Below are 25,484 nucleotides of genomic sequence, written 5' to 3' on the forward strand. Positions count from 1 at the left end.
GTTAAAGCATTGTTAGAAGTTGATATGCCTGAAATTGCCGAAGAAGACAACTTCCCGAATAAGGAAATGACCCTACAAAAAGTAGTTGTTCATGCCGAATCGCCGGTTTATGGATTAAGCATCAGAAATGCAGGAATTCGCGAAAAAGCCCAGGCTTTAATTGTTGGTATTGAACGGGGCGCCGATCGGATATTGAATCCTTCTTCTGACTTTATTTTCGATACGGGCGATATCATCTGGATTGTAGGGAACAATAAGAAGATTAAAGAGGTGATTTAGGTAGCCCGGAGTCATTAGTCGGGAGTCATTAGTCCATATTTTTTAGTCGATATAGACTACTGACTGAGGACTTTTGACTAAGGACTAAAAAAAGCTATCTTCGTATATAACCTAACCTATGAAAGTCGATAGAGAAAAGAGTGAGTTTCTTGATGATATGATTGAGCAGTGGCAAAGCGATGGGATCATTAACGAAGAAACAGGAAATAAACTCCGTAAAAGTTACGAGGCTAAAAATTTCGATTGGTTGCGCCTGGCGCAATATGCTTTTTGGGTGGCTTTGGCCTGTGGTTTTATTGCGCTCGGCTCATTATTGATCGATAATTCGATATTAAACTACCTAAAAAGGGTTTACAATACTCCAAATATTGTAATTGCTATTGTTTCTGGTGGATTGGCGGCATGGCTTTATATCCTTGGTTTCAGGCGAAAAAAGAAGCTCGCACATTTAAAGTTCAGCAACGAAGCCATCGTTTTTTCGGCGATTTTACTTACAGCAAATGCCGTTGCTTATTTCGGAAAGGCATTTGATAATGGTTCAGGTAATTTCTCTATTCTGATACTGGCTTCAGTATTTATTTATGGTGCTTTAGGTTTTATTTTCAATTCAAGGTTGATCTGGATTTTTGCTTTAATCTCCTTAGGCGCGTGGTTTGGTACAGAAACAGGGTACTTAAGCAGGTGGAATTACTACTTTCTGGGCATGAATTACCCTTTACGTTTTGTTGTTTTTGGAGCGACGCTAACTGCAGCATCGTTCATTATGAAAGCTATTCCTAAAACGCAAAATTTCTTTCAGGTTACCTATATCGCTGGGATGGTTTACTTGTTTGTATCGCTTTGGGCTTTATCAGTATTCGGAAATTTCGCCAGCTTAGAAGAATGGTATACCGTGAGGCAGTTAAGTTTGTTTTATTGGGCCTTAATATCGGCTGCTATCTGTGTAGTAAGCACTTTATTTGGCTTAAAATACCACGATGATATTGCAAGGGAATTCGGCATTACATTTCTTTTCATTAACCTGTATACACGCTATTTCGAATATTTTTGGGACAGCTGGCATAAAGCCTTATTCTTCTCTGTGCTAGCGGCTTCTTTTTGGTTGATTGGCCGGAAAGCAGAGAAAATTTGGAATGTGGAGTTTTTGAAATAGAATCCTGGGATTAATTAAAATACACTCGTCGTCATCTCGACCGTAGTGGAGAGATTATGAATTGAAAAAGCCAGACACTGTCTGACGAATTTGAAAATCTCAAAATTTCAGATCTGTTTCGAAAATTTAAAATGATTAATTCAAATGAAAATATACCAACAAGCATTAGCCCTTAGAGAAAGAAGAAGGGGCTTCCATATCATTACCGATGAGGTTGAAGATGCTATACCCCAGCTTGATGAGATTAATATCGGCATCTGTCAGGTTTTTATTCAGCACACTTCTGCATCACTTACCATTAACGAAAACGCTGATCCTACGGTCCGAATGGATTTTGAAATGTTCTTTAATAAAACCGTTAAAGAAAATGATCCCGATTATGAGCACGATTACGAAGGATCAGACGATATGCCTGCCCATTTAAAATCGGCAATATTAGGAAGTTCGGTTACGATTCCTATCAGAAATGGCAGATTAGCTCTTGGCACCTGGCAGGGCATTTACCTTTGCGAACACCGCAACCGTGGTGGGCAAAGAAGATTGATTATTACCGCCTGGGGTGAATAATTTATGATTTTTTTACCTCTTCTTTAATTTCAGGATGATTATCCTGAATAGATCTCCCCTCTGTTTCTACTTCAATTTCTTTTGTGGTAACCGCATAATGTGAAGGATAGATCTCCGACCCGAAAGCAACTGCATAAGCCTTGGTAAATTCAGCGCCAAAATATAAAATGATAGAAGAATAATAAGTCCATAGAAGTACTACTACCAATGATCCTGTTGCACCATAAGTGCCCCCTACGTTACTTTGTCCGATATAAATTGAAATGGCAAATTTACCGATCATAAAGAGCACTGCCGTCACAATTGCTCCGGCAATAACATCGCGCCACTTGATAATTGCATCAGGTAATACCTTAAAGATCACCCCAAATATTAAAGAGATAACGGCAAGGGTAACCACCTGATTAACGATGTAAAATACGACTACCGATACTTCGGCAAATCTGGCCTGTAAACGGCTGCTAAAAGCATCCAATACGGAAGTTACGGCAAGTGAAACCAATAGTACAAAGCCTAAACTGATGATTACCGAAAAAGATAAAAATCTATTCTGTAACATCTTTACCCAGCCCCTTTTTGGTTTTGGTTTTAAGCCCCAGATGGTATTGATGGAATCCTGAATATCACCAAAAACAGTAGTAGCACCGAGCAATAACGTAAAAACACCAATAATTAGAGCGATAGTGCTTTTTCCGTCCAAATAAGCATTTTTAATCAGCTGTTGTAAAGAAGTAGCCGACTCTCTTCCTAAAAAACCTTCCAATTGCGCATAAACCTGACCTTCGGCAATTTCCCTACCTAAAAATATACCGCATAAAGAAATTATCACCACCAATAAAGGAGCCATAGAAAAAACGGTGTAGTAAGCTAGTGAGCCACTTAACTTGGTTACTTTATGATCAGTAAATCCTGTAAATGAAGCTTTTAAAACAGTCCAGATTCCTTTTAAAGTGATTTTATTCTTTGCCATAATAAAGGGGTTTTAGATGAGATTCTCTAAATTAAACCGCTTATTTTTTGAATTGTTTTTTATTAATTTTCAGGAAGGCATAAAAAAAGCCCCGATATTTCGGAGCTTTGATCATTCACATGATGCCTGTAATGCCGTTATTTTGCTTTAATCCAAAGTACAAGATCGTTAACCAAAACATCCGAAACACTTGCAGCCGCCTGGTATTGGGCCATGGTCCCTTTTCCGCTCTGCGAACTTAACAAATGGTTTAAATCCGGATAAAATTTAAGGGTTACATTTTTCTTCTTCCCTAAAGCTTCATTCCACAAATCGAAATCTGTTTTGCTTACCTGAAAATCATTTCCACCCTGTAAAATATAGATACGCGGTTTCGACAAAGTCTTTGCTACAGCAACCTGGTTATAACTGTTTAAATCTGTCCAGTATTTTGCAGGTAGCCCTAAAATAACAGAATCAGGTTTTATGGTAGTTCCCAATTGAGAAATCCTGCTTTTATCAATTTCTGTCATGGCATCTGCCAGTTGTTTTTTAAAGGCAGCTGTAGTATCGTTGGCCTGATCGAACATATATTGATTCTGGTCAACAATAATGTCCGTTAACTTTCTTGCGGGTGCAGCTGCTAAAATAATTCCAGCCAAATCGGGCGAAAGTGTTGCCATTTTAGGCGCTAACATTCCTCCTAAACTATGCCCAAATACAAAAACATTTTTCGGGTCTGCGCCAACAGTTGTTTTGGCGACAGCAATAGCGGCACCAGCATCGTCCAAAACCTCTTCTTTTACTGTGTAAGGACCAGCAAATTCATTCGGATAAATGAGTGTTCTTTTCACGTAGCGAACGGAACCAATCCCTTTAGAAGCCAGTCCACCGGCTAAATCTTTAAAAGGTTTATTGGCCCCTACTGTTTCGTCCATATCACCAGGACCAGAACCATGTACAAAAACAACCATCGGGAAATTTTTAACATTTTTCGGTGTGGTAATAATGGCAGCCAACTGTTTACCCGCAGGACCGATATATACCGATTTTTCAACATAAAGGCCCGTATCAACATAAGTTGGTTTTAAATAGGTAGTTACTTTTTTGGAAGGCGCGAGGAAAATCCCCACAATTTTTTGCATTTTATTAAAACCCAGGATAAAATTCTGATCGCCATTGGCAAATTTACCTTCAACGGTTACGGCAAAAAATTCGCCCTGAGCCTTACTCTGAATGGCATCAAAGGATTCGGCTTTGCCATATTTGGACCCAATATCTACCCAAAGTTTCTTTAAGTTTTCTTCTGTTAATTTAGTTTTTAAAGTATCGTCAAAAAAGGCATGTGCATTGGTAAATTTCTCTTCCTGTAATAATTTGAAAAAATCATTGGCGCTATTAAATAGCTGGATCACATTTTGAGAAAATGCCGAAGTGGTAAATAATAAAGCGACTATGAATAAAAGGCTCTTTTTCATTCGTATGATATTGTTTTTAGGGTGATTAAACGATTATGATTATACCTGAAATCACGATCGTTTTAGTTTTGTGTCTGGTTGTTTACAATACCCAAAGTTAACAATATTTGGTTCTCAAAAGCCTTTAATTAAACTAACTATTTAGTTTTAACTATTTTTAACATTTCCTTTAAGTTTTTTCCATAAAATGTAAGGAATAAACATAATAACCAAAGCAACAAGTGGTGGGATCAGCAATGATACACCATCGCCAACAAATGCCCTTGAAGCAAAAGCGCCAATAAAATTGATGGCAAAACCTGCGTAAGCCCACTCTTTAATGGCTGTATATTTATGCTGTAAAATTGATACTGCCCCCAGCAATTTTGCAATGCCTACAATGATGAGCATATACATGGGGTAACCAAGGTGTTTAAATACTTCTTTGCCGGCTTCCTGCTGTGTTACTCCGCCAAAGCCGTCCATAATCACCATTAAGGCGAAAATAATGGTCGCAATCCAATACCAGGTTGTTAACTTTTTCATGTTTATCTGTTTTTATCGTAATTAATTAACCAATTATTACCGAAACGATCTGTTAAATCGCCGAAAAGTGCTCCCCAAAAGGTTTCCTGTAAAGGATGTGAGGCCCTGCCACCCACCGAAAGTTTGTGGTAAAAAGCTTTTGCCTCTTCTTCAGAATTGCAGTTGAGCATCATGGATACGGAGTTTCCTTTTACAAGTCCCCTTTCTTCAACCATATCGGTACCCATAATTACCATTTCATCTTTAGCTAAAACAGCATGCATCACGCTCCTTCGTACAATACCGGGCATTTTTTCTGCAAAAGCCGATTCTCCAATGGTTTCGAGTGTGAGTTCTCCACCGAGGCAATTCTGGTAAAAGGTCATCGCTTCGCGGCAATTTCCATTAAAAGTGAGATACGAATTTATGCTAGCCATTTGTTCCTATTTATTTGATGCCCTACAGCAATCGGTTCCACCATTATACATTTTGGCATCAGCCCTTAACAATACAAACATACAGGGAGATTACTTTAAGCGGAACACGCAGAAACGACAATTGCGGGGGTTGTTTACGACAAATAGCCTTGCTATATTTGAGATATGAAACATGTATCTATCTTAATTCCAGAGACTGCCGTGATTGAGGCCATTGCAGATCCACGTTATTTATTTACCGCTGTTAACGAATTTTTACAGGCATCAGGTAAATTACCGCTTTTTAAAGTGGAGCTTGTAGCCATGACAAAAGAGGTAAAGCTAAACAATAGTCTTTTCTCGGTACATGCTGATAAATTATTGCATGAAGTGGAAAGCACTGATCTCATTTTTGTTCCGGCAATAAGTGGTAATGTAGGTTATGCCATGGAGGCAAACGAAGATCTGATTCCATGGATTGTAAAACAGCATGCAAAAGGTGCAGAAGTTGCTTCACTTTGTTTAGGCGCATTTATATTGGCCTCAACAGGTTTGTTAAACGGCCGGAAATGTTCTACGCACTGGTTGTTTGCCAATCAGTTCAGGGAAATGTTTCCTGATGTAGAATTGGTTGATGGCAGCATTATTACCGATGCACAGGGATTATATTCGAGTGGTGGGGCAAATTCGTACTGGAACCTGCTTTTATATTTGGTAGAGAAGTATACCGACCGTGATACCGCTATTTTAGCGGCAAAATATTTCGCCATTGATATCGATCGCGAAAGTCAGCTGGCTTTTATGATGTTTCAGGGACAAAAAGGACATGAGGATGCAAAAATTAAAAAGGCTCAGGAATTTATTGACGGAAATTATCAGGAGCGGATTACGGTAGATCAACTGGCGGATATGCTGGCGCTGGGCAGAAGGAGTTTCGAGCGGAGGTTCAAAAGTGCTACCAAAAACACCGTAATTGAGTACATTCAAAGGGTTAAAATTGAAGCGGCAAAACGGAGTTTCGAATCGAGCCGAAAAAATATTACCGAAGTGATGTTTGATGTTGGTTATACCGATACCAAATCGTTTAGGGATGTTTTCAAAAAAATAACGGGCTTAACTCCTATTGAATACCGTAACAAATACCATAAAGCAGCTCCTGTTTTACAGGTTTAGCAAAAAAAATAAAAAAAAAATAAACTCAACACAATATATTCCAATTAAAGCGTTTATGTATGTGAGAGCGTTAATTTAGATGACGGGGATACTGCCTAAGGGTGGAATCCCCGTTTCTTTTTTTAGCAGATTGCAATGTGCACCGAGCAACGACTCCAAGCTACGAGCGCTCTGCTATTAAGCACAAAAAAAAGGGACATTATTAAAAAAATGTCCCTTTTTAAGATATATGATGGAGTTAAGAATTTTAGCTTTCTTTTTCAGTAAAATCAACTGGTTTCTTTTCGAAATACTGATCAAAGTTTTGAACTTTTTTAGGTTTTAAGATCACATATAAACCCAATCCGATTAAGGCCACTGGAACACTGATCCCTGAGAAATCGAAATCAAAAATGCTGATGGACCTAAGGGTAAATATGCCACCGATAATGGTTAATGCCAACCAGCCATTTCCTTGAAAGTTTTTACGGTAACCCATCCACAAACCTGCTCCCAGCATGATGGTGTGCCAGCTCAATATCCAATGTGGAACATCTACACCTGTGTTTCTAAGGAAGAATACAGAACCAATTACTAAGATTAAAATGCCTAAACCTAATTGTTTATCAGCGCGATTTTTGTTGATTAAAGTTTCCATGACTGTTTGTTTTATGATTCAAATGTAGCACAGAAACCCACGCCGGGGAATGGCTTTTCCCTTAATTGCGATGTTTTATCGGTGAGTGAAATAAAATTGTCGGTAAAAAAATTTAGGGAATTTGAAGGAGGTTGAAAATATCGGTGAAATTGGTGATTAGTCCGGAGTCGGCAGTCCGAAGTCAGGAGTCGATTAATCGCAGTGAAGAATTAATACTACCTGTGAACGGCATAAAAGATTGCTTCACACTGCCCACATAATGCCACCATTCGGTTCGCAATGACAGACTTCGCACTTGGCGACAGTTAACCGATTGACAATTTTCAGTTGGCAATTTTCAGTTCACAATACAGCAATCCGACAATTTAACAATCCAGTAGGCAGGTTGCATTACAATTAACAGATTAACCAAACTAATGAACCAACGAATTGTATAAAAGATTGCTTCATACTACCCACTTACCCCATCCCTTCAGTTCGCAATGACGGACTTCGCGCTTGGCGACGATTAACCAATTTAAACAATTAACCGATTAACCAGACAAATGAACTAATGACTAATGAACCAATGAACTAACTTCATTCAAAAATGATAATATCCGTTCCTTCACTCATAACTATCTTCGAGGTGAGGTTGATGAATAGGCCATGGGCCAGTAATCCGTTAATTTGGTTGAGGTCTGAAGATAATTTGACAGGATTATCAATAAGACCGAAATCAGCATCAATGATCAGGTTTCCGTTATCGGTGATAAATGTATTATTTTCTACTGACCTTAACTGACCTTTTCCGCCGAGTGTAGTTATCTGATCGAAAACATATTGATAAGCCAATGGAATTACTTCAATCGGTACAGTAAAAGCGCCCAATTTTTTTACTTTTTTAGAAGCATCGGTAATAATGATGGCATTTTTACTGAGGGAAGCGATAATTTTTTCCCTGAACAGCGCACCTCCCCCACCTTTGATCAGATCGAGTGTTTCGGTAAACTCGTCGGCACCATCAATACTGATATCAATTGAGCTTAGACTACCCAGATCGAGGATTTCGATCCCTAAGGATTTTGCGAGTTCTTCTGTGCGGATAGAACTTGCAGCAGCGGTGATTTTGAGTCCTTCTTTTACGCGTTTGCCCAATTCTTTAATGGCAAAGGTGGTGGTAGATCCTGTGCCAAGGCCTACAACATCGCCATCTTTTACAAATTTTACTGCAGCAAGGGCAGCCGCAAGCTTTTCGGCATCTTGCTGGGTTTTATCTATCGTCGCCATAAGGTAAAAATAGGTTTAAATGATAACATCGCAAAAAATAGATATTGGGAAATAATTGGTTAGTGGAGACACGAACCAAGGCGAAAAAAATTCACATCCAATACAATAAATCTTATTTATATCGTTTATGTATATGAGAGCGTTAATTTAGATGATGGGGATTCTGCAATAGTGGAATCCCCATTTCTTTTTTCCATGCATTGTCATCGTGAGCGTAGTCGAAGGATCGCTTATATAGATTTCTCCGTTTCGCTGCGCTTCAGTCGAAATGACGACATATAATAATGAAAAAAATTACTGCTTATACAATAAATCCTATTTACAGCGTTTATGTATATGAGAGCGTTAATTTAGATGATGGGGATTCTGCGGTAGTGGAATCCCCATTTCTTTTATACAGGCGTTATGTCCTCCTGGGCGGAGTCGAAGGATCTCTTTAACAGATTTCTCCGTTTCGCTGCGCTTCAGTCGAAATGACGGGGACAAGCAAAGACGATTAAATTTAAAACCTCCCTACCAAACTCACACCATAAGTTTTCGGGTTGCCTAAATGGGCGGCTCCAAAGTCGTAGGCATAATCAATATAGGTTTTATTGGACAGGTTTCTTCCCCAGAAAAACAGATCGTATTTTTTAGCAGAAAAACCAATCTTCGCATTATAAACGCTATAACCTTTCTGTTGGATCTGGTTGCTTAGATCATAAAACTGATTACCTGTAAATAACCATTCGCCACGGACTATGGCATTTAACTTTGAGGCTTCGTCAATCTTGTAGCTATATTGTAAAGCAAACATCGAAGTGGTTTCCGGGGTATAAATTTGTTTATTTCCTGCTAAATCAACGGTTGCGCCATTTTTAGACACATTTAAAGATTTGTAAGAAGCATCTGTATAGCCAAAGTTATAATCAATACTTAAACCTTTAAGCGGACGGGCAGAAAGTTCGAGTTCGACACCTTTACTCACCAGTTTACCGGCATTTCGTGTGGTGGTAAGGGCATCAGGTAAAATCAGAACTGGAATCTGCGCATCGGTAATATTTACATAAAAAGCTGCAATATTTGCGATTAAACGTTGATCGAAAAAGGTGTTTTTTGTGCCAACTTCGAAATTGTTGCTGTATTCTGGCTTATAAGTATCGAGTGGCTTAGTGGTTGGATCAGAAGCCAGTTGTGTTATTCCACCAGCACGGTAACCGCGGCTATACGTTGCATAAACATTGTTATTGTTGCTTATGGCATAGCCAAGGCTTAATTTGGGAGAAATTGCATTAAAATTTGCTTTGGCCAAAGTATCACCCTGTGTAACAATCGGATCCATTGTTGGAATCAGGTATTCGCCAGAAGCAAGCAATCTTTTGTGTTCATAATCGTACCGTAAACCAGCAGTGGCCGTTAAATGTTGGGTAATCTGGTAAGAAAGCTGTCCATAAGCAGCAAAACCAGCACTTTTCCCCGAATTAATATTTACAGCTGTTGTATTCGGTTCTGCACCATAAACGGCTCCATCAGCACCAAAATAGGAGCCTTGCTTTACCGGATTTTTTTGATAGAAACCATATAAACCGGCTACCCATTTAAATTTTGAAATATTGGAAGCAGGCGAACTGAATTTAAATTCCTGTGTATATACCTTCACCTTATTCCAGTCTTTACCATAATTATTTACAATAGAAACGATATCGGCGGGTGAGAAATCACCATCGATGGGTTGTTTATAATACCTGTAATTAGACTGGTAAGCAGTTTGAGATGTAAAATTAAAATCATTTCCGGCATAGTTTGCTGACAAGGAAGCGTTAAAAAGATTATCGACCATTTCTGTTGTCGAATTTTGGTTTAACTGAAAAGGATTGGCCAAGGCTTCATCAACCGAACCGGTTAAAGGAAAAGTTCCATTATTCCTGTTTTCGTTATGCTTCACATTTAATGTCAGTGCAAATTTTGATGTAGCCAAAAACTTCAGGTAATAATTACCCATAAAGCCATGCAGCTTATCAAATTTTGTATTGTTAAAGGTATTGGCATAAAAACCATTTTGCCTGTTGTACAATCCGGCAGCACCAAAAAACAGTTTATCTTTAATTAAGGGTGTACGGATCCCTAAACTATAACGCTGCTGGCCATAATTACCTATGTCGATCCCAGCAAAGCCAGTTGTTGTATTGCTGGGTTGTTTGGTGATGATGTTGATCACCCCTCCCATTGCGTTGCGGCCATATAAGGTTCCTTGTGGCCCGCGGAGTACTTCAATTCTCTCCACATCAAATAATGAAGCAATATAAGTATCCAAACCAAATTGATTTACCCCATCGATATAAGTTGCAATAGCAGGATCGTAAGAAGTAGTTCCTATTCCCCGAATAGATGTTACGTTTCTGCCATCGCCAGGATTACTGCTGTATAAATTGGGTACTAAGGTAGCTAAATCCCTGGTATTCAGAATGCGGTAATCGCTGATCTTAGAGGCTGAAAAAGCCGTAACCGCCGCTGGAATGTTCTGTACATTTTCTTCTGTTTTTTGTGCTGATACGGTTACTTCATCCAATCTGGAATTACTTTCTGCCAATACCATATCAAGCTTTTGGTTATTGCTTATTGTTTTTATGGCCGTTGCATAACCGATGGCACTAAATTTTAAGGTTAATTTTCCGGCTGGGATATTTGTGATTTCAAAATCTCCATTAGTTTTGCTCACCGCAGATAAATTGGTATTCAATACCTGCACCGTTACGTTGGCAATGGCTTCATTTTTACCATCTTTTATGGTGCCCGATATTTTATTTTGCTGTGCATGGGCTGCAAAGTAGGTTAATAAGAATAACCCTATTAAGAGTAAAACGTTCTTCATTTTTTCTTGTAAAATTAAAAAAACGGTTAGCATTTCTACTAACCGTTCCTAACAACTATACTAACTAACTTATTTGTTTAAAGAATTGATCCAACCTGCAATTTTTAAAGCTTCTGCTTTGGTTACCTGCGGCATTGGAGGCATTTCTGTCGAATAACCCGGCCAGTTTTGTGGTTGTGGGTTATGGATCAACTGAAATATTTTTTCTGGTGAATATTTACGTTTGGCAATTTCTGCAAATGGTGGACCAATCTGCCTTTTGGTCTGGTTGTGGCAGGCCAAACAGGTGTTTTTGGTTAGCAAACCTTCCACTTCTTTAAAAGTAGGTGCTTTTGCAGTTGTAGTAGCTGGTTTAGTCCCGCTTGCGGCTGCGCCCTTGGCTTCAGGTGCTTTACCGGTAGTTCCTTTTGGCGCGGCTGTTTTCTTTGCAGGGGCAGCTGGTGCTGCTGCAGAGTTTTTGGTGCTCACCTCATTGGCAGAAAGTTTATTTCCATCAGGAATCTGGTTCAACGTGTAATAAGCTACCGGGTGAACCAAAGAATAAAAACCATCCTGCGATCTTAAACCATCTAATGTTATGGTATGGATATAATACTGACGCAGGTTTTTCACAATAATCCTTGCTTTTAATCCATCGGCTGAAACTTTAACACCTGAGATTTTTAATTTTTCGGTATTTACCGGAGGTGAACCATAAACCGGGTGATATTTATAAATAAAGCTTTCTGCATCGTACGAAGCCAGGTCTTCTGCCGATTTACGATCAACAGGCATGGTAAACTCTACTTCGAAACCATCAGGCATCGCCCTTACAGCTTTCATTTCGAAAGGGGTTTTGTTGTTGTACACCAATCTTTCCAAACCTTCATTGGCATCACCTGCCGACCCCCAACCACGGTTGGTTTCGCCTACAAATAATGATCCATCGGTACCCCACTCTAACCTCAACACACCCGAACGAAAACCTTTTCGGAAAAGGAAGGCAGCGCCCTGTTCTTCACCTTTTACGGTTTCCATAAAAATCCTCGAGATGATACTCATCCCCTGGTCGCCAACCAAAATCTGACCAGCAAAAGGGCCAAATGTATTGACAGGAATTTTAACAGGTTCTGCAGATGAGATACCCAAAATACCATAAGGCAACCAAACTGAAGGCAAACGCAATTCAGGAAATACCTTTTTCATTTCGAACAAGGTTTTGAAAGTTTCGTTTACCCTGTTTTCTGGTTTGATGTATCTACCCTGTTCGTTTTTAATACGGCGTTCATCCATTTGAGAATAGAAGAAATCGGATTGTAATTTAACAGGAGAATTTGGAAGGTTTGTCCACCTTAAACTTGCAGGGTGGCCCATAAAATCGCCTTTGTTTACTTTCCATAAACCACCTGATCCTACCCAGTCGCCCTGGTTTTCGGTGTAATAAAACTGACCATCAATGCTACCAATACCGGCAGGCGAACGGAAACCTGCAGCGTAAGGACTCATTTTACCATCTTCGGTAATGTTCATCGCCCAGCCACGCATTGGAACACGACTTTCCGCACGCCACCATTCTTCATCACCAAAAGCAACGTTTGCCGTAACCATAAAGGTACCATCAGGCATTAATTTAGGTCCGAAACTATATTCGTGGTAGTGACCGCTTAAAGGCCATGCATAAATGGTTTCGTACACATCGGCTTTCCCATCCTGGTCTTTATCGATCAATTTTGTCAGTTCGCCACGTTGTGCCACGTACAATGCACCATTTTTATAGGCAATACCTAAAATTTCGTGCAGTCCATAGGCAAATCTGCGCCAGTAAGGTTTGGCACTGGTAGGGTTTTCTACAATAAACACTTCTCCCCTACGGGTAGAAATGGCTAAATCGCCGTTTGGCATGGTAATCAAACCACCAACTTCTAAAATCGGTCCTTCAGGTACGCGTACTTTATTTATTTTGAAAAAATCTTCTTCTTTCGGGGTTTCTTGCGCAAAAACTGTAGAAAAGCTAAAACTTAATGCCAGTATTGCTAATTTTTTGAATGTATTTCTCATTGTCATCACAATTAAAACAAAATGGTATAATTTAACCTGGTTCCGATAGCTACAATAAATTGTTTCTTGCCATCAACATCTCTGATTACCGGTTTGGACGATCCATCGGCCAGCTGGATGTAATAAGATTTGTCATCTACCAGGTATAAACCTTTAGCTACTTCTTCGATATTGGAAGCGGTTGCCAATAAGAAATATAAGTCTTTAGATGGTTTATCGATGGCAATTTCGCGGGTTAAACCTTGTCCATTTTCCATTACTTTAACAGCATCGGTAACATGAGTTCCGTTGATGATGTATTTAAACTCCGGACGGTCCTGTTTATCCATTACGTAACCTTTGGTTCTGAAGCCGGTACCTGCGGTATCAGCAATCCAGGCAGCCTGATCGTTTGCCAGTTTTGATATGGCTAAAACCGGTTTTTTGGTGAAACGGGTAACACTGCCCAAAGCACGTGAGGTTCCGTTACCACGACCGTCCCACATTGGGGTAGCATCGATGAAATCGCCATGCCAGCCCTGTAATAAAGTTCCGTTATCCAGATCGTAACTGTAAGCCGTTTTTTCTGGTCCGCCAACTGAAATGGCATGTACCGAGCGAACGCGTGGTGCCACATCAACAAAACTTCTGATCATGTTATTGCTTGCAGCTTCGATATAAATCGGATCAGCACCACCATTCTGGTTTGATTTTGGAATTTCAGACAATGCCGTGATTTCGATATTCCTAAAAGCTACCGAACCATGATCGCCTTGCAAACGCAAAGGCCCTTTTGCTTTTTCAGCACCGGCGGCACCTCTTGTTGCTCCAAAAAGCTCAACATTTTCGTGGATCAATACGCCGTTTAGTTCTACACTAATGATTTTTGCATTTTGAGTTTTTGTTCCTGAGGCATCAAATTTTGGCGCCTGGAAAATAATTTTGATATGCTGCCATAAACCAGGTGCTTTACTTGCATTCTGACGGGGTGCAACACCACCAAAACCTTTTTCGGCTTCAGGTTTGCTGTCGTCCCAACGTTGGTAGATCCCGCCATTATTTGATGAACTGGCGTTTTTTAATCCCCAGGCGTCATCAATCTGGATTTCGTAATTTCCCTGAAGGTAAATACCAGAATTGGTTCCTTTGGCGGTTAAATAATCTAACTCTACGGCTACATCGCCATATTCGTTTGCGGTGTACAAATCAGATCCTGCTTTTTTCGCGGTAGACTGATTGACTAAAATACCTTCGCCTTTGGTTGTTTTTAAAACATTTTCGGCATTAAGATCGGCTACCACGTTTTGTGCAAGTGACCAGGAATTTGAAGGATTTTTAAAGGCAGAAAGATCTTTGAGATCGATACGCTGACCGAATGCCAGCAGGGTTCCGCAAAGCCAGATGATGGCCGTAAAACCCGTCTTCGAGACGTTGATGTTCATATATTTGGTTTGTTAGTTTTAGCCCGGTTAAAAGCTAAAGGTTTCCTTAAAATATCCACCGGATAAATTGCTTTACCCGGTGGTGATGTTTTCTATTTTTCTGTTGATAACGAATAAGGGAAATCAGCTGGATTTGAACCCCTTGTTTTGTTTGGCGTTGCCGACATGTTAAAGTTTAACACCGCACCTTTTTGCAAACCACTGTGGCTGATCCAGTTTTTAGAATAAGGTTTACCATTCATCTGCAAGCTTTGTACATAACGATTGTTATCGTTATTCTCTGGTGCATTGATTACAACAGTTTTGCCGTTTTCTAAAGTAATGGTTACTTTTTTAAACAATGGCGCACCTAATACATACTGATCAACCGCTGGCGTTACCGGATAGAAACCCATTGCTGAGAAAACATACCAGGCAGAGGTTTGCCCGTTATCTTCATCACCGCAATAACCATCTGGTGTAGCTTTGTACATCCTGTTCATGGTTTCGCGCACCCAATATTGTGTTTTATAAGGGGCACCGCCATAATTATACAAGTAAATCATGTGCTGAATAGGTTGGTTACCATGCGCATACTGGCCCATGTTTGCAATCTGCATTTCGCGGATTTCGTGGATTACGCCACCGTAAGCACTTTCATCAAATACCGGAGGCATAGAGAAAACTGAATCCAGTTTGGTTACAAATTTATCGTGACCGCCCATTAATTTAGCTAAACCATCAACATCCTGGAAAACTGACCAGGTATAATGCCAGCTATTACCTTCGGTAAAGGCACCACCCCATTTAAATGGACTGAACGGGCTTTGGAAAGTTCCGTCCTGGTTTTTACCACGCATTAAGCCAGAAGCCGGATCGAAAAGGTTTTTATAATTCATGGCTCTTTTCTTGTAGATGTCGATTTCTGATGCCGGTTTACCTAAAGCCCTACCCAATTGGTAGATGGTAAAGTCATCATAAGAATATTCTAAAGTTTTAGCCGCATTTTCGTTCTTTTTCACATCAAAAGGTACATAACCCAGTTCGTTGTAATATTTAACCCCATCACGACCAACGGCTTCCATAGGGCCTTCGTTGTTGGCACCATGTTTTAAAGCAGACCATAATGTTTCGATATCGTAACCACGCATCCCTTTAATGTAGGCATCAGAAACTACAGAAGCAGAATTGTTACCCACCATAATGTTAGCATAACCCGGGCTGCTCCACTCAGGCAACCAACCACCTTCTTTATAATCGTTGATTAGACCTTGTTGCATTTCTTTGTTGATAGAAGGATAAACCAGGTTTAAGAAAGGGTATAAAGCCCTGAAAGTATCCCAGAAACCAGTACCGGCAAACATATAACCTGGCAAAACCTGACCATTATACGGACTCCAGTGTACAATCTGGTTCTGTGCATCAACTTCGTATAATTTGTTAGGGAAGAAAAGGGTACGGTACATGGCCGAGTAAAAAGTACGGGCCTGATCGATGGTACCCCCTTCAACAGAAATTTTGCTTAAGGTTTTGTTCCAGGTTGCCCTGCCTTTTGCTTTAGTTGCATCGAAACCATCGTTAGCCAATTCTCTTTTTAAGTTAAGATCAGCCTGTTCAAAGCTGATGAAAGATGAAGCCACTTTAGCAATTACCTGCTCGCCTTTTTGTGTAGCGAAACCGATAACAGCACCTGCATGATCGACAGTCAATTCTAAATCTTTATCGTTCAATTTTTTGTCATCCCAGGTTTTCGCCAGTTTGAAATCTTTATTGAAATAGATTACAAAATAGTTTTTGAAGTTTTTAGGCAGCGGACCACGGGCATATTTAGTAGTATAACCAATGATTTTTCTTTCTGCCGGAATGATTTTAATATACGAACCCTTGTTTTGGGCATCTACAACTACATAAGAACTATCGGTTTTAGGAAAAGTAAACCTGAACTGTGCAGCTCTTTCTGTAGGGGTAATTTCGGTGGTTACATCGGCATCTGCCAAATAAACGCTATAATAATATGGTTTTGAAACCTCTGCTTTATGGCTGAACCAACTGGCACGGTCATCATCGGTAAATCTTAATTTTCCGGTAACGGGCATAATCGAAAAAGCACCGTAATCGTTCATCCATGGTGAGGGTTGGTGGGTTTGTTTAAAACCACGGATTTTATCTGCGTCGTAAGTGTACGCCCATCCATCGCCACTTTTACCTGTTTGTGGTGTCCACATGTTCATTCCCCATGGCAAACCGATTGCCGGATAGGTATTTCCGTTAGATAATGCCGGTTTGGACGCTGTTCCCATTAAAGGGTTTATCCAATCAACAGGATCTGTAACTTTGCCTATGGTTTGTGCGAAACTGGTTGTTGCCGCAAAACCCAATAAGGCGATAAATAATCGTTTCATTTGTTGTGTTTGTGATTTTTTATATGCGTGTAATTATTTTTTAAACTTGCGAATTTTTAACGTAATCTGCCCAAAGTGCATCTAAATCTTTACCGGTTAATTTCGTCCAGATTTCTTTAGTATAGGTATGGTCCCTTAAAGAAGCATCAACCGCTTTAATGGTGCCAGGTTTTACACTTTTTTCTATCCATGCAAAAAATGCAGCGGTAATGCGGTAGCTGTTTTTATAAGAATGATCTGGTTTTAAAGCCGGCAAAGACCATTTGGCACCTGCATTATCTACACCGAACTTATAACGGGCATAATCGGCAATGCCTTCGGTTAACCAACCCGGGCCAACACTGCGACCATAATCTTGTACAATGTGCATGACTTCGTGTGTAACCACATCAATATCTTCGGGATGTTTAATCATCCACATCGAACTGAAGGTTACTTTGCCATCAGCAGTTGCAGCCACGCCTTTGTAAGCTGTATCTACAAAAAACTTTACCTCTTTTATGGTTGATGGGTTGTATTCTTTTGCCAGCTTTGGATAAACCTCGAAAAATGTTTTGATTAAACGTTTTTTCAATTGTGGGTCGAGTTCCTTGAAATTGCTTTCGAACGATAAGGTGTAACCGCTCTTTTTAGTGATTTCCTGCGCTTTCAACTGCACTAAACCAGCAGAAACAAGCATTAAGAAAACGGAAAGAATTGATATTTTTTTCATTGATATGGGAAATTATTTTTTTTGGTTAGCCTGTTTGATTCTGCAAATTAAATATTTTATGTAAAACGTTTTAGTAAATGATCAAAAATTTTACTTTAGTGATGAATATTTTTACAAAACAGCGGTCGTCATTTCGAGCGGACCCGAAAGCTAGCGGGTGCAACGGAGTGTTCAGCGAAGCTAAATCTGTCTAGATAAATCTCTTTTTGGTATGTATCCAAAGAGAAGTCAAGTTTGCCTGGGCACATTGCCTGTAAAACTAGACTTCTCTGTAAATTTCTTTTTATGATTTCTTACTGCTATAGGTAAGGGTTACTTTTTGGGGTTCTTTGCCATAATCGGTCCAAAGCTGATCTAGGGTTTTTCCGGTTATGGTTTCCCATGATTGTGCATTGTACTGATGTGCCCTTAATTGTTGATCTAATGTGGCAATTAACCCAGGTTTTACATTTTGTTCTAACCAGGCAAAAAAGCGGGCGGTAATCCGGTAGCTATTGGTATAATTTTGTTTTTCATTGTAAGCTGGCAGGCTCCATTTAGAGCCCACATTATCGACGCCGTATTTATAACGTACATAATCGGCAATACCTTCGGTTAACCAAACCGGACCAGCACTGTAACCATAACCCTGAACAATCTGCATCGTTTCATGTGTAACCACATCTATATCGGTTGGATGTGCTTTCATATAACCCGCACTGAACAAAATCCTGTTGCCACTGGCCTCGGCTACGGCTTTATATGCGGTATCTACTACAAAAAGTACATCGTGTGTAGATTTATCATTAAATGTTTTTACCAATTTTGGGTAAATCTCAAAATATGTAGAAATTAAGTTTTTTCTAACTGCTGGATCTAAATTTGGGTCTTTACTGATGAAAGTTAAAGTATATCCATTATGTTTTTCTTTACTGTATGAAACCCAGTTTTTCGAAAGTGCAGTAAATAATTCTTTCTGGATTTTCTTCTGGGATTTATTTTTAACCCATTCGCTGTTCACTTTAATTTCTCCTGCTTTAGCGATAATGGTTGGTGTTTCGTCTTTTACAAAATCAAGCACTACATTTCTTTTGGTCCTATAGCCATCTGCCTGTGCAAAGCCCGGATAAACCTCAAAAAAGGCGGCCTTTAGTTTAGCATCAACCTTGGCGTTTGTTACACTGTCTTTGTCGTTGATGGTAATTTTATATTCTCTTTCTCTGTTTTGGGCAGCAGCAGCACCTGCTAAGAATGATACCAATGCGAGGATTAAAATTTTCTTATTCATTTGTCTTATATGTGTGTTTTGATAAAAAAGGAAAGATCTGAACCTTGATCCTGAAACTTTTTTATAACTTAAATTTAGCCTCTTATTTTTTAATACTTAGAAAATCTGATCTGATGACAACACTTTTTACCAAGCAAAATATTTTATATAAATGCAAACTAAAACGTTTTACTAAACAATATTAAACATATTCTTAAATAATCAAGAATTATTTATTTTTTTTATCAGATAAATATTAAAAAAATATGCAAAGGAATAAATAAGAATAAATCAGGAATGAGAATATCCTACAAAAAGCATTCTTTTTTTTAAAAAAAAGTAAAATTGGAGAATAACCGCAGAATTACATTGTTAAAATTGTAATTCCACGGTTAATTTATGTGTAACTTAAAAATATTGTAAAATACTCAGCTAAAACTCCTTAAGTTAAACTCAAATCGCAACAGCTTGCAGCACCAATTAACGCAGCATGTTCTTTAAGCTCCGAAATTTTGATATTCGTATCTAATCCATTGCCTTTTAGGGTAGCAATCAGCTCGGGGGCGAAAGCACTAAAAGATTGTGCAATATTACCACCAACAATAACGGTATCTATTTTATGTTTTTTAATAATAGGAATTAAAAACTGGGCCAGGTTATAGCCAAATTCCATAAATACCCGAGTAGCAAAATGATCGGTTTCTACTATTTCTACGAGTTCTTTCACCCCATCTACGGTTTTCCCGCTAAGTTGGTTAAAACGTTTTACGAACCAGCGCGTAGATAAATAATCTTCTGCAATTCCGTCTAAAAATTCGGAGTTCCACAGGTCGGCATCAAAAGCTTTATAGTTTAAACAAAGCGAAGACCCAAGCCCTGTTCCCAATGTTAGGCCCAACACACTTGCATTTCCTTTTGCAGCCCCGGCAAAAACTTCACCCTGTAAAAAACCAGCGGCATCGTTTATAAAATGGATATTTTCGGCAGGAATATCCAAACGTTTAGCCAGTTCTTCTTTAACATTAACCTGATAAAGCGACTTAAACTTGTCCTGGTCTTTGATCAATGAAATTCCTTTATCATAATTAAACGGCCCGGGCATGGCAATACCCACGTTACGTGCACCGTTTTTAATATTTTGAAAAGCTTTGCTGATAATATCGCACCATGCCGATAAAATCACTTCTTTATTCTCCTGCGAATTCACAGGGCTACGCTTGATGGAATCCTTCACCAAAGTTCTTGTTTCCAAATCCACCAATGCGGCTGTAATATGCGAGCCGCCAATATCTACACCTAATGCAACAGGCTTTTCCATTCTATATCTATATTTCTGTTATTATACTAATTTTCATCAATGCGCCAAAAATAGCGATTCAATATCTATTTACTCAGCGAAAAAGGCTTATCTTCTTCTAAAAGTCCTCTATTTAACGAAGGTTTAACATTCATCTCTAATTTTAACACCCCGCCCTTTAAAATATCGCTGTGATTAATAAAGTTTCTGGTGAAATTTTTACCGTTAAAGCTGGCAGATTTAATATAAACGTGGTCGGAATCATTTGCGGGTGCTTCGATCACGAATTTTTTACCGTTTTCTAAGTTAATCGTTGTTTTTTTAAACATTGGGCTACCTAAAACATATTCGCCCGTACCAGGCGTAACGCTATAAAAACCCAAAGCACTTAACACATACCATGATGAAGTTTGCCCCTGGTCTTCATCACCGGGATAACCGTTTTCGGTAGCATCATACAATTTATGCATCACCTCGCGGGCGTGAAACTGCGCTTTCCAGGGCTGGTTAGCATAATTATAAAGGTAAACCATGTGCTGTATCGGTTGGTTTCCATGTGCATATTGCCCCATGTTAGCCATCACCATTTCAGTCATTTCGTGGATCATGCCGCCGTAAGAGCCAACATTAACTTTATTGGGTTCGGTAAAAACAGAATCCAGTTTTGCCGTAAAATTGTTGTACCCACCCATCAAATTAATCAAGCCTTTGGTATCCTGAAAAACCGACCACTGCCAATGCCAGGCGTTGCCTTCGGTAAAAGGTCCGCCCCACTCTGTCGGGTCGAAATTTGGCGACCATTTGCCTTCTGCGTTTTTGCCCCTCATAAACCGTGTAGCAGGATCGTACACATTTTTATAATTATACATTGGTTTTTCAAAAACCTCTATATAATGTTTGTCATCAATCATTTTGGCCAATTGGTAGGCACAATAATCATCGTAAGCATACTCCAGCGTTTTTGCGGTGGCTTCCCTATATTTTGGATAAGGCACATAACCCAATTGATTATATTCGGTTACCCCATCCCTACCGTTTGCAGGTCCCCAGGGCCCCTTGTTCATCGCTTCATGATAATAGGCATCAAGGGCTTTTTTGGGGTCAAAAGTTCTGATTCCTTTTACCCAGGCATCGGCCAGTAAAGAAATGGCATGGTTACCGATCATACTGCCTGCTTCGCTGGGGAACGACCATGAGGGCAGCCAACCGCATTGCTCATAAGCATCAAGCATGGCCTGCATGTAACGACCATGCATTTCGGGCTGTACCAGGGTATTTAATGGAAATTGCGCACGGAAGGTATCCCAGAAACCGGTATCGGTAAACATATACCCATCATGTACCTTACCATCGTAAGGACTGAAATAATAAGGTTTTCCAGCCTCATTGATTTCATAAAATTTTCTTGAGAATAAACTTGCCCTGAAAAAGCAAGAATAAAAGGTTGCCATATCGGCTTTCGATCCACCTTCCACTTCAACTTTACCTAAAGATTTATTCCATACCGCAGCAGCATTGGCTTTGGTATCTTCTAAAGTTTTATCGCTGCCCAGCTCTCTTTTTAAATTAAGCTCGGCCTGTTTTAAGCTGATGTAAGAGGAAGCGGTTTTAATCTGAACTTTAGTACCTGACTCAAATTGTACAAATGCACCTTTTCCTAATCCTTCGGCAGTTAGCGAATCTTTATTTACCGTATTGCGTTTGTTCTCCCAGGTACCATAAGATTTAATGGGCTGATCGAACTGGATCACAAAATAACTTTTCCAGCCACGCTTAAAACCTTCGCCATTATTTACCCATCCTGTAATTTTATTTTCCTTTGGGTAGATCTGCACACCGCTCAACCTGGTGTATCCATCAAGGATCAGGTAGCTCCTTTTACCTTTTGGATAGCTGAAACGCAGATGCGCACCACGCTCTGATGGAGAAATTTCTGTAGTAATCTCGTTTTCGAACTTTACTTTATAATAATTCGGTTTTGCAACTTCATCTTTATGGCTAAACCGGGTTTCACGCTGGTTCTCGTCAACAACAAGTTCATCAACCATTGGCATTAAAGAAAATACCGCATAATCCCTTGTCCACGAGCTGCATTGATGCGCCTGCTGAAAACCCCTGATTTTATCTTTAAAGTATTGGTATTTCCAGCCATCGCCGTTTCTTCCCGTTTGGGGTGTCCAGGTGTGCATGCCAAAAGGCAGGGCGGTTGTGGGATAGGTATTTCCCCTGGTGAGCTCGTGTTTGGAATTGGTTCCCTGAAGCGTGTTCACATAGTGGACCCAATCTTTCTGCTGCGCCGATAGCCCTTTGCAAGCAAGACAGCATAAAATGGATGCGATTAATTTAAGTTTCATTGGTTTGTTTGTGTGTGTTGTTCTTTTCAGCAGGTATAAAACCATGCTGTATATTTTAAAAATCAGCTTTTGCCTGCATAGGTAAATGGTTGCAGGCAAAGCTGATTAATGCTTTTATTTAATATTCCATTTATCGGCCAGCATTTTAATGAAGTAACCGCCAACTACGCTTCTTGCCTGGAAACCTGTCATTTTACCGTTGGTGGTTTCGTGCCAATCGCTCAATGGCACCTTGCTTTCAGTTTCGGTAGCATATCGGTAAATGGGACTAATGAATTTTTGGAAATCTGCTTCGTTATCAGCTAGTGTTGCGGTCCACATAATCCAATCTGATTTGGTATAGGTTCTGCGGCTATCCAAAGGCAGTCCGAAATCTTTTTGTTTAGTTAAATAGAAATCAATCTCCTTTTTATACACTTCTTTTGGAAAAAGATCCAATTTTAAAAGTTTATCCCAAACCAGGTTATACTTCTGGCTCCAGGTATTTTTATCATTAAATGTTAAAGCATAATGATCGCCGTCATCGGCAAGTTTCATCCAGTTCTGCGCCATTTGTAAAGCAGCTGTGCGGTATTTGGTGGCTACATCGGTTTTACCTAGTAACTGTGCCATTTGCGCATAACCGCCTAAAGCCACAATTGCCTTTACCGATAAGTTCGAATTACGGGCAAGGTGGCCTGCAAAATCATCGGTACATAACTGGTTGGCAGGATCGAAACCTTCTCTTAAAAGGTAATTGGCCCATACCGACATTACTTCCCAGTGTTTTTCGGCATATTTTGCGTTTCCCTCTGCCTTGGTAATGGCGGCAGTTAAAATGATCATGTTCCCCGCTTCTTCCACCGGCATATCTTCACCATAAGTTTGACCGTTTGCCAGAGGATAAGTACCTAAATCGTGTGCGGCAAAAGGTTTTTTCCATTTTCCACTTTCCGAATAATAAAAAATACCGTTCAACATCCCTTTTAGCAATTCAGGATTGTACACTAAAAATTGTGACGCAGATGGATAGGTTACATCAACCGTATTGATTGATCCGTTACTAAAGTTTTCTTTAGAAAGAAAAAGGATATCGCCATTGGGTGCATATACGATTTTATGGGCTGCAATCGCCTGTCTGTAGGCCAGCTTGCACATTTCTGCATATTCCTTTCCTCCTGCTTTTTCCGCATCAGCATAAAGTTTCGCATCAAAAGCGGCACATTTGGCTTTTAAAGATGGATATTGAATATTAGCATCTGCCAATTGATCTTCAAATTGCTGCGAACCGGATTGCCTCCAAACCGGAGATAGTTTTTCGCCAAAGTACTCTACCGATTTTAAATCATCATACCCCAACAATACATATCTCTCCACCGCAGCAGAAGAAACAGTACCAAAAGGAATCACACTGTTTAGACTTAAGTTTTTGGAATTTAAAACCTGGTTTTGATTGGGATATTTTGCCGCCATAAAAGCTTTTAAACTTTCGTTCTGGGTACCGATAAACTGCACAGCATTAAACTTTGAAGGTACAGCAACATATAAATAACCCCAATCAATCCGTACATCATCACCACGTTTTTTTAATATAGGCTGTTCAACAGTACCTGTTTTAAGGATAGAAAGGCTGTTTTTGGTACTTTTCCAGGCAGAAACAGCCTGAGTTGGTGTATTTACTGCAATATTTGATGAGGCTCCAAAGAAAACATCAACTTTATGCGCTTTGCCATCAGTTGATTTTACCGCATAGTTGATATAACTGATTGGCCTTGCGGTTAGTTTAATATCGTTAAGCAACAGTGGCGAAGTAAAACTCACTTCTAAAGCTACTTTACCACAAGTAAAGTTATATTTTGTTGTGGTAGCCTGTACGGTAACATTGGTTTGGGTTGCAGGCGCAATTTTTACCTCCTGAGCTTCCTCTTCTACAATCCCGGCATCTAAATGCCTCCCGCCTGCAGTATTTTTGCAATGAATAGCCAGTACATTTTTACCTTTTAGTAAAATGCCATCCTCAATTGGCAGGTAGATATAATCAGAAACCCATCCGTTTTTCCTGTAAATTAATTTCCCGTTGAGGTACACCATTACATTATCATCGTGATTGAGTTTAAGATATTTTTTTGCTGATGTTGGATTTGCAACTTCAAAAGTTCTTCTGAAATACAGGTCGTCGGTACTCCATTTTGTTTTATCGCTTCGCTCATCGCCAAACGGAGCATCGCCTTTTTTCCAGGCACCATCATTGTAAGTATTGGTTTCCCAACCTTTTTCAGGCTGATCGAAGGTATAACTGGCCTGGTATTTAACTTCATCAGCAGCTGGGAGTATGGTTTTAAAGCTTTTGCTTTCTTCGCCCATAAAACGGTAAAACTGATCGTCAACTTTTATTATGCCCAATAAAGATTGTTCCTTACCGGTCCAGTGTTTGGTAACCGATTGATTTAAGCCATCGCCAAAAGACCAGATACTGAAATAGGCATCATGCGTTACCAGCGGATAAGCCGGGGCTTTATCTTGTGCTTTAAGCGTGAAAGTAAAAAAAAGGCAAAATGCCAGCAAGGAAAGGTTTCTCATAATTCAATATTTGGTTCTTTGCAATGGATAAATCGTTTTACTTAATTTACCGACCAAATATTTATTCTGATTGAATGAAAATGAGGATGATAATTCTAGTTAAGATGGATTTTCGCTCTCTAAAGCCGCAATAAAGTAAAACGTTTTACTAATCCAATATTAGAGAATTTAAAAATCATATTAAAACCACATTTCGTAATA

At 39.5% G+C, this 25,484-nt stretch carries 19 protein-coding genes; 4 read left to right on the forward strand and 15 right to left on the reverse strand.

Annotated features, from left to right (window positions below):
• Positions 1-66 precede the first annotated feature (66 nt).
• The 3 genes from H9L23_RS26680 to H9L23_RS17490 all read left to right on the forward strand — a co-directional run bounded on the left by H9L23_RS26680 (position 67) and on the right by H9L23_RS17490 (position 1,999).
• Positions 67-279, forward strand: a complete 213-nt coding sequence (locus H9L23_RS26680; protein WP_246474963.1) for a cation:proton antiporter regulatory subunit — start codon at positions 67-69, stop codon at positions 277-279.
• A 118-nt stretch (positions 280-397) separates the two neighbouring features.
• A complete protein-coding gene (locus tag H9L23_RS17485; RefSeq protein ID WP_187591591.1) occupies positions 398-1,432 on the forward strand; it encodes a DUF2157 domain-containing protein in 1,035 nt (344 codons plus the stop codon).
• Positions 1,433-1,576: 144 nt separating this feature from the next.
• Entirely contained in the window at positions 1,577-1,999 is a 423-nt protein-coding gene (locus H9L23_RS17490; protein WP_187591592.1) for a secondary thiamine-phosphate synthase enzyme YjbQ, read from the forward strand.
• Between the two features lies 1 nt (position 2,000).
• Here the strand turns inward: H9L23_RS17490 and H9L23_RS17495 are convergent, their stop codons facing one another.
• The 4 genes from H9L23_RS17495 to H9L23_RS17510 all read right to left on the reverse strand — a co-directional run bounded on the left by H9L23_RS17495 (position 2,001) and on the right by H9L23_RS17510 (position 5,367).
• Positions 2,001-2,969, reverse strand: coding sequence for a YihY/virulence factor BrkB family protein (locus tag H9L23_RS17495; protein ID WP_187591593.1), 969 nt, complete (start codon positions 2,967-2,969; stop codon positions 2,001-2,003).
• 137 nt (positions 2,970-3,106) lie between these two features.
• A complete protein-coding gene (locus H9L23_RS17500) occupies positions 3,107-4,426 on the reverse strand; it encodes an alpha/beta hydrolase (protein ID WP_187591594.1) in 1,320 nt (439 codons plus the stop codon).
• A gap of 147 nt (positions 4,427-4,573) precedes the next feature.
• Entirely contained in the window at positions 4,574-4,951 is a 378-nt protein-coding gene (locus H9L23_RS17505; RefSeq protein ID WP_187591595.1) for a DoxX family protein, read from the reverse strand.
• 2 nt (positions 4,952-4,953) lie between these two features.
• Positions 4,954-5,367 carry a VOC family protein gene (locus tag H9L23_RS17510; protein WP_187591596.1) on the reverse strand — a complete coding sequence of 138 codons (414 nt, stop codon included), beginning with the start codon at positions 5,365-5,367 and terminating at the stop codon, positions 4,954-4,956.
• Positions 5,368-5,532: 165 nt separating this feature from the next.
• Between H9L23_RS17510 and H9L23_RS17515 the strand changes: the two genes are divergently transcribed.
• Complete coding sequence (locus H9L23_RS17515; RefSeq protein WP_187591597.1) at positions 5,533-6,519, forward strand: GlxA family transcriptional regulator; 987 nt, start codon at positions 5,533-5,535, stop codon at positions 6,517-6,519.
• 247 nt (positions 6,520-6,766) lie between these two features.
• On the opposite strand, the gene H9L23_RS17520 is transcribed toward H9L23_RS17515, so the two are convergent.
• From H9L23_RS17520 to H9L23_RS17570, 11 genes are all read right to left on the reverse strand, one after another.
• Positions 6,767-7,156: a LiaF transmembrane domain-containing protein gene (locus tag H9L23_RS17520; RefSeq protein ID WP_187591598.1), complete on the reverse strand. Its 390-nt coding sequence runs from the start codon at positions 7,154-7,156 to the stop codon at positions 6,767-6,769.
• A 579-nt stretch (positions 7,157-7,735) separates the two neighbouring features.
• Complete coding sequence (rpiA, locus tag H9L23_RS17525; protein WP_187591599.1) at positions 7,736-8,425, reverse strand: ribose-5-phosphate isomerase RpiA; 690 nt, start codon at positions 8,423-8,425, stop codon at positions 7,736-7,738.
• A 502-nt stretch (positions 8,426-8,927) separates the two neighbouring features.
• Positions 8,928-11,276, reverse strand: a complete 2,349-nt coding sequence (locus H9L23_RS17530; protein ID WP_187591600.1) for a TonB-dependent receptor — start codon at positions 11,274-11,276, stop codon at positions 8,928-8,930.
• A gap of 69 nt (positions 11,277-11,345) precedes the next feature.
• Positions 11,346-13,313: a hypothetical protein gene (locus tag H9L23_RS17535; RefSeq protein ID WP_187591601.1), complete on the reverse strand. Its 1,968-nt coding sequence runs from the start codon at positions 13,311-13,313 to the stop codon at positions 11,346-11,348.
• Between the two features lie 11 nt (positions 13,314-13,324).
• The gene (locus tag H9L23_RS17540; RefSeq protein WP_187591602.1) at positions 13,325-14,734 is read right to left on the reverse strand and encodes a 3-keto-disaccharide hydrolase; all 1,410 of its coding nucleotides are present in this window, start codon (positions 14,732-14,734) and stop codon (positions 13,325-13,327) included.
• Positions 14,735-14,826: 92 nt separating this feature from the next.
• On the reverse strand, positions 14,827-17,115 hold the full coding sequence (locus H9L23_RS17545; RefSeq protein WP_187591603.1) for a GH92 family glycosyl hydrolase: 2,289 nt from the start codon (positions 17,113-17,115) through the stop codon (positions 14,827-14,829).
• 40 nt (positions 17,116-17,155) lie between these two features.
• Positions 17,156-17,827 (reverse strand): basic secretory protein-like protein, encoded by a 672-nt coding sequence (locus H9L23_RS17550; RefSeq protein WP_187591604.1) that lies wholly within the window; start codon positions 17,825-17,827, stop codon positions 17,156-17,158.
• 283 nt (positions 17,828-18,110) lie between these two features.
• Positions 18,111-19,094, reverse strand: coding sequence for a basic secretory protein-like protein (locus tag H9L23_RS17555; RefSeq protein WP_187591605.1), 984 nt, complete (start codon positions 19,092-19,094; stop codon positions 18,111-18,113).
• Between the two features lie 421 nt (positions 19,095-19,515).
• Positions 19,516-20,391 (reverse strand): ROK family protein, encoded by an 876-nt coding sequence (locus H9L23_RS17560; RefSeq protein WP_187591606.1) that lies wholly within the window; start codon positions 20,389-20,391, stop codon positions 19,516-19,518.
• Between the two features lie 65 nt (positions 20,392-20,456).
• Complete coding sequence (locus tag H9L23_RS17565; protein WP_246474723.1) at positions 20,457-22,724, reverse strand: GH92 family glycosyl hydrolase; 2,268 nt, start codon at positions 22,722-22,724, stop codon at positions 20,457-20,459.
• A 114-nt stretch (positions 22,725-22,838) separates the two neighbouring features.
• A complete protein-coding gene (locus H9L23_RS17570) occupies positions 22,839-25,283 on the reverse strand; it encodes a glutaminase family protein (RefSeq protein WP_187591608.1) in 2,445 nt (814 codons plus the stop codon).
• Positions 25,284-25,484: the final 201 nt, after the last annotated feature.

Source organism: Pedobacter roseus, from assembly GCF_014395225.1.
GTDB lineage: Bacteria > Bacteroidota > Bacteroidia > Sphingobacteriales > Sphingobacteriaceae > Pedobacter > Pedobacter roseus.

Coding starts and splice junctions, on each gene's coding strand:
- H9L23_RS26680 (WP_246474963.1), top strand. CDS start 67: ATGACCCTACAAAAAGTAGTTGTTCATGCCGAATCGCCGGTTTATGGA.
- H9L23_RS17485 (WP_187591591.1), top strand. CDS start 398: ATGAAAGTCGATAGAGAAAAGAGTGAGTTTCTTGATGATATGATTGAG.
- H9L23_RS17490 (WP_187591592.1), top strand. CDS start 1,577: ATGAAAATATACCAACAAGCATTAGCCCTTAGAGAAAGAAGAAGGGGC.
- H9L23_RS17495 (WP_187591593.1), bottom strand. CDS start 2,969: ATGGCAAAGAATAAAATCACTTTAAAAGGAATCTGGACTGTTTTAAAA.
- H9L23_RS17500 (WP_187591594.1), bottom strand. CDS start 4,426: ATGAAAAAGAGCCTTTTATTCATAGTCGCTTTATTATTTACCACTTCG.
- H9L23_RS17505 (WP_187591595.1), bottom strand. CDS start 4,951: ATGAAAAAGTTAACAACCTGGTATTGGATTGCGACCATTATTTTCGCC.
- H9L23_RS17510 (WP_187591596.1), bottom strand. CDS start 5,367: ATGGCTAGCATAAATTCGTATCTCACTTTTAATGGAAATTGCCGCGAA.
- H9L23_RS17515 (WP_187591597.1), top strand. CDS start 5,533: ATGAAACATGTATCTATCTTAATTCCAGAGACTGCCGTGATTGAGGCC.
- H9L23_RS17520 (WP_187591598.1), bottom strand. CDS start 7,156: ATGGAAACTTTAATCAACAAAAATCGCGCTGATAAACAATTAGGTTTA.
- rpiA (WP_187591599.1), bottom strand. CDS start 8,425: ATGGCGACGATAGATAAAACCCAGCAAGATGCCGAAAAGCTTGCGGCT.
- H9L23_RS17530 (WP_187591600.1), bottom strand. CDS start 11,276: ATGAAGAACGTTTTACTCTTAATAGGGTTATTCTTATTAACCTACTTT.
- H9L23_RS17535 (WP_187591601.1), bottom strand. CDS start 13,313: ATGAGAAATACATTCAAAAAATTAGCAATACTGGCATTAAGTTTTAGC.
- H9L23_RS17540 (WP_187591602.1), bottom strand. CDS start 14,734: ATGAACATCAACGTCTCGAAGACGGGTTTTACGGCCATCATCTGGCTT.
- H9L23_RS17545 (WP_187591603.1), bottom strand. CDS start 17,115: ATGAAACGATTATTTATCGCCTTATTGGGTTTTGCGGCAACAACCAGT.
- H9L23_RS17550 (WP_187591604.1), bottom strand. CDS start 17,827: ATGAAAAAAATATCAATTCTTTCCGTTTTCTTAATGCTTGTTTCTGCT.
- H9L23_RS17555 (WP_187591605.1), bottom strand. CDS start 19,094: ATGAATAAGAAAATTTTAATCCTCGCATTGGTATCATTCTTAGCAGGT.
- H9L23_RS17560 (WP_187591606.1), bottom strand. CDS start 20,391: ATGGAAAAGCCTGTTGCATTAGGTGTAGATATTGGCGGCTCGCATATT.
- H9L23_RS17565 (WP_246474723.1), bottom strand. CDS start 22,724: ATGAAACTTAAATTAATCGCATCCATTTTATGCTGTCTTGCTTGCAAA.
- H9L23_RS17570 (WP_187591608.1), bottom strand. CDS start 25,283: ATGAGAAACCTTTCCTTGCTGGCATTTTGCCTTTTTTTTACTTTCACG.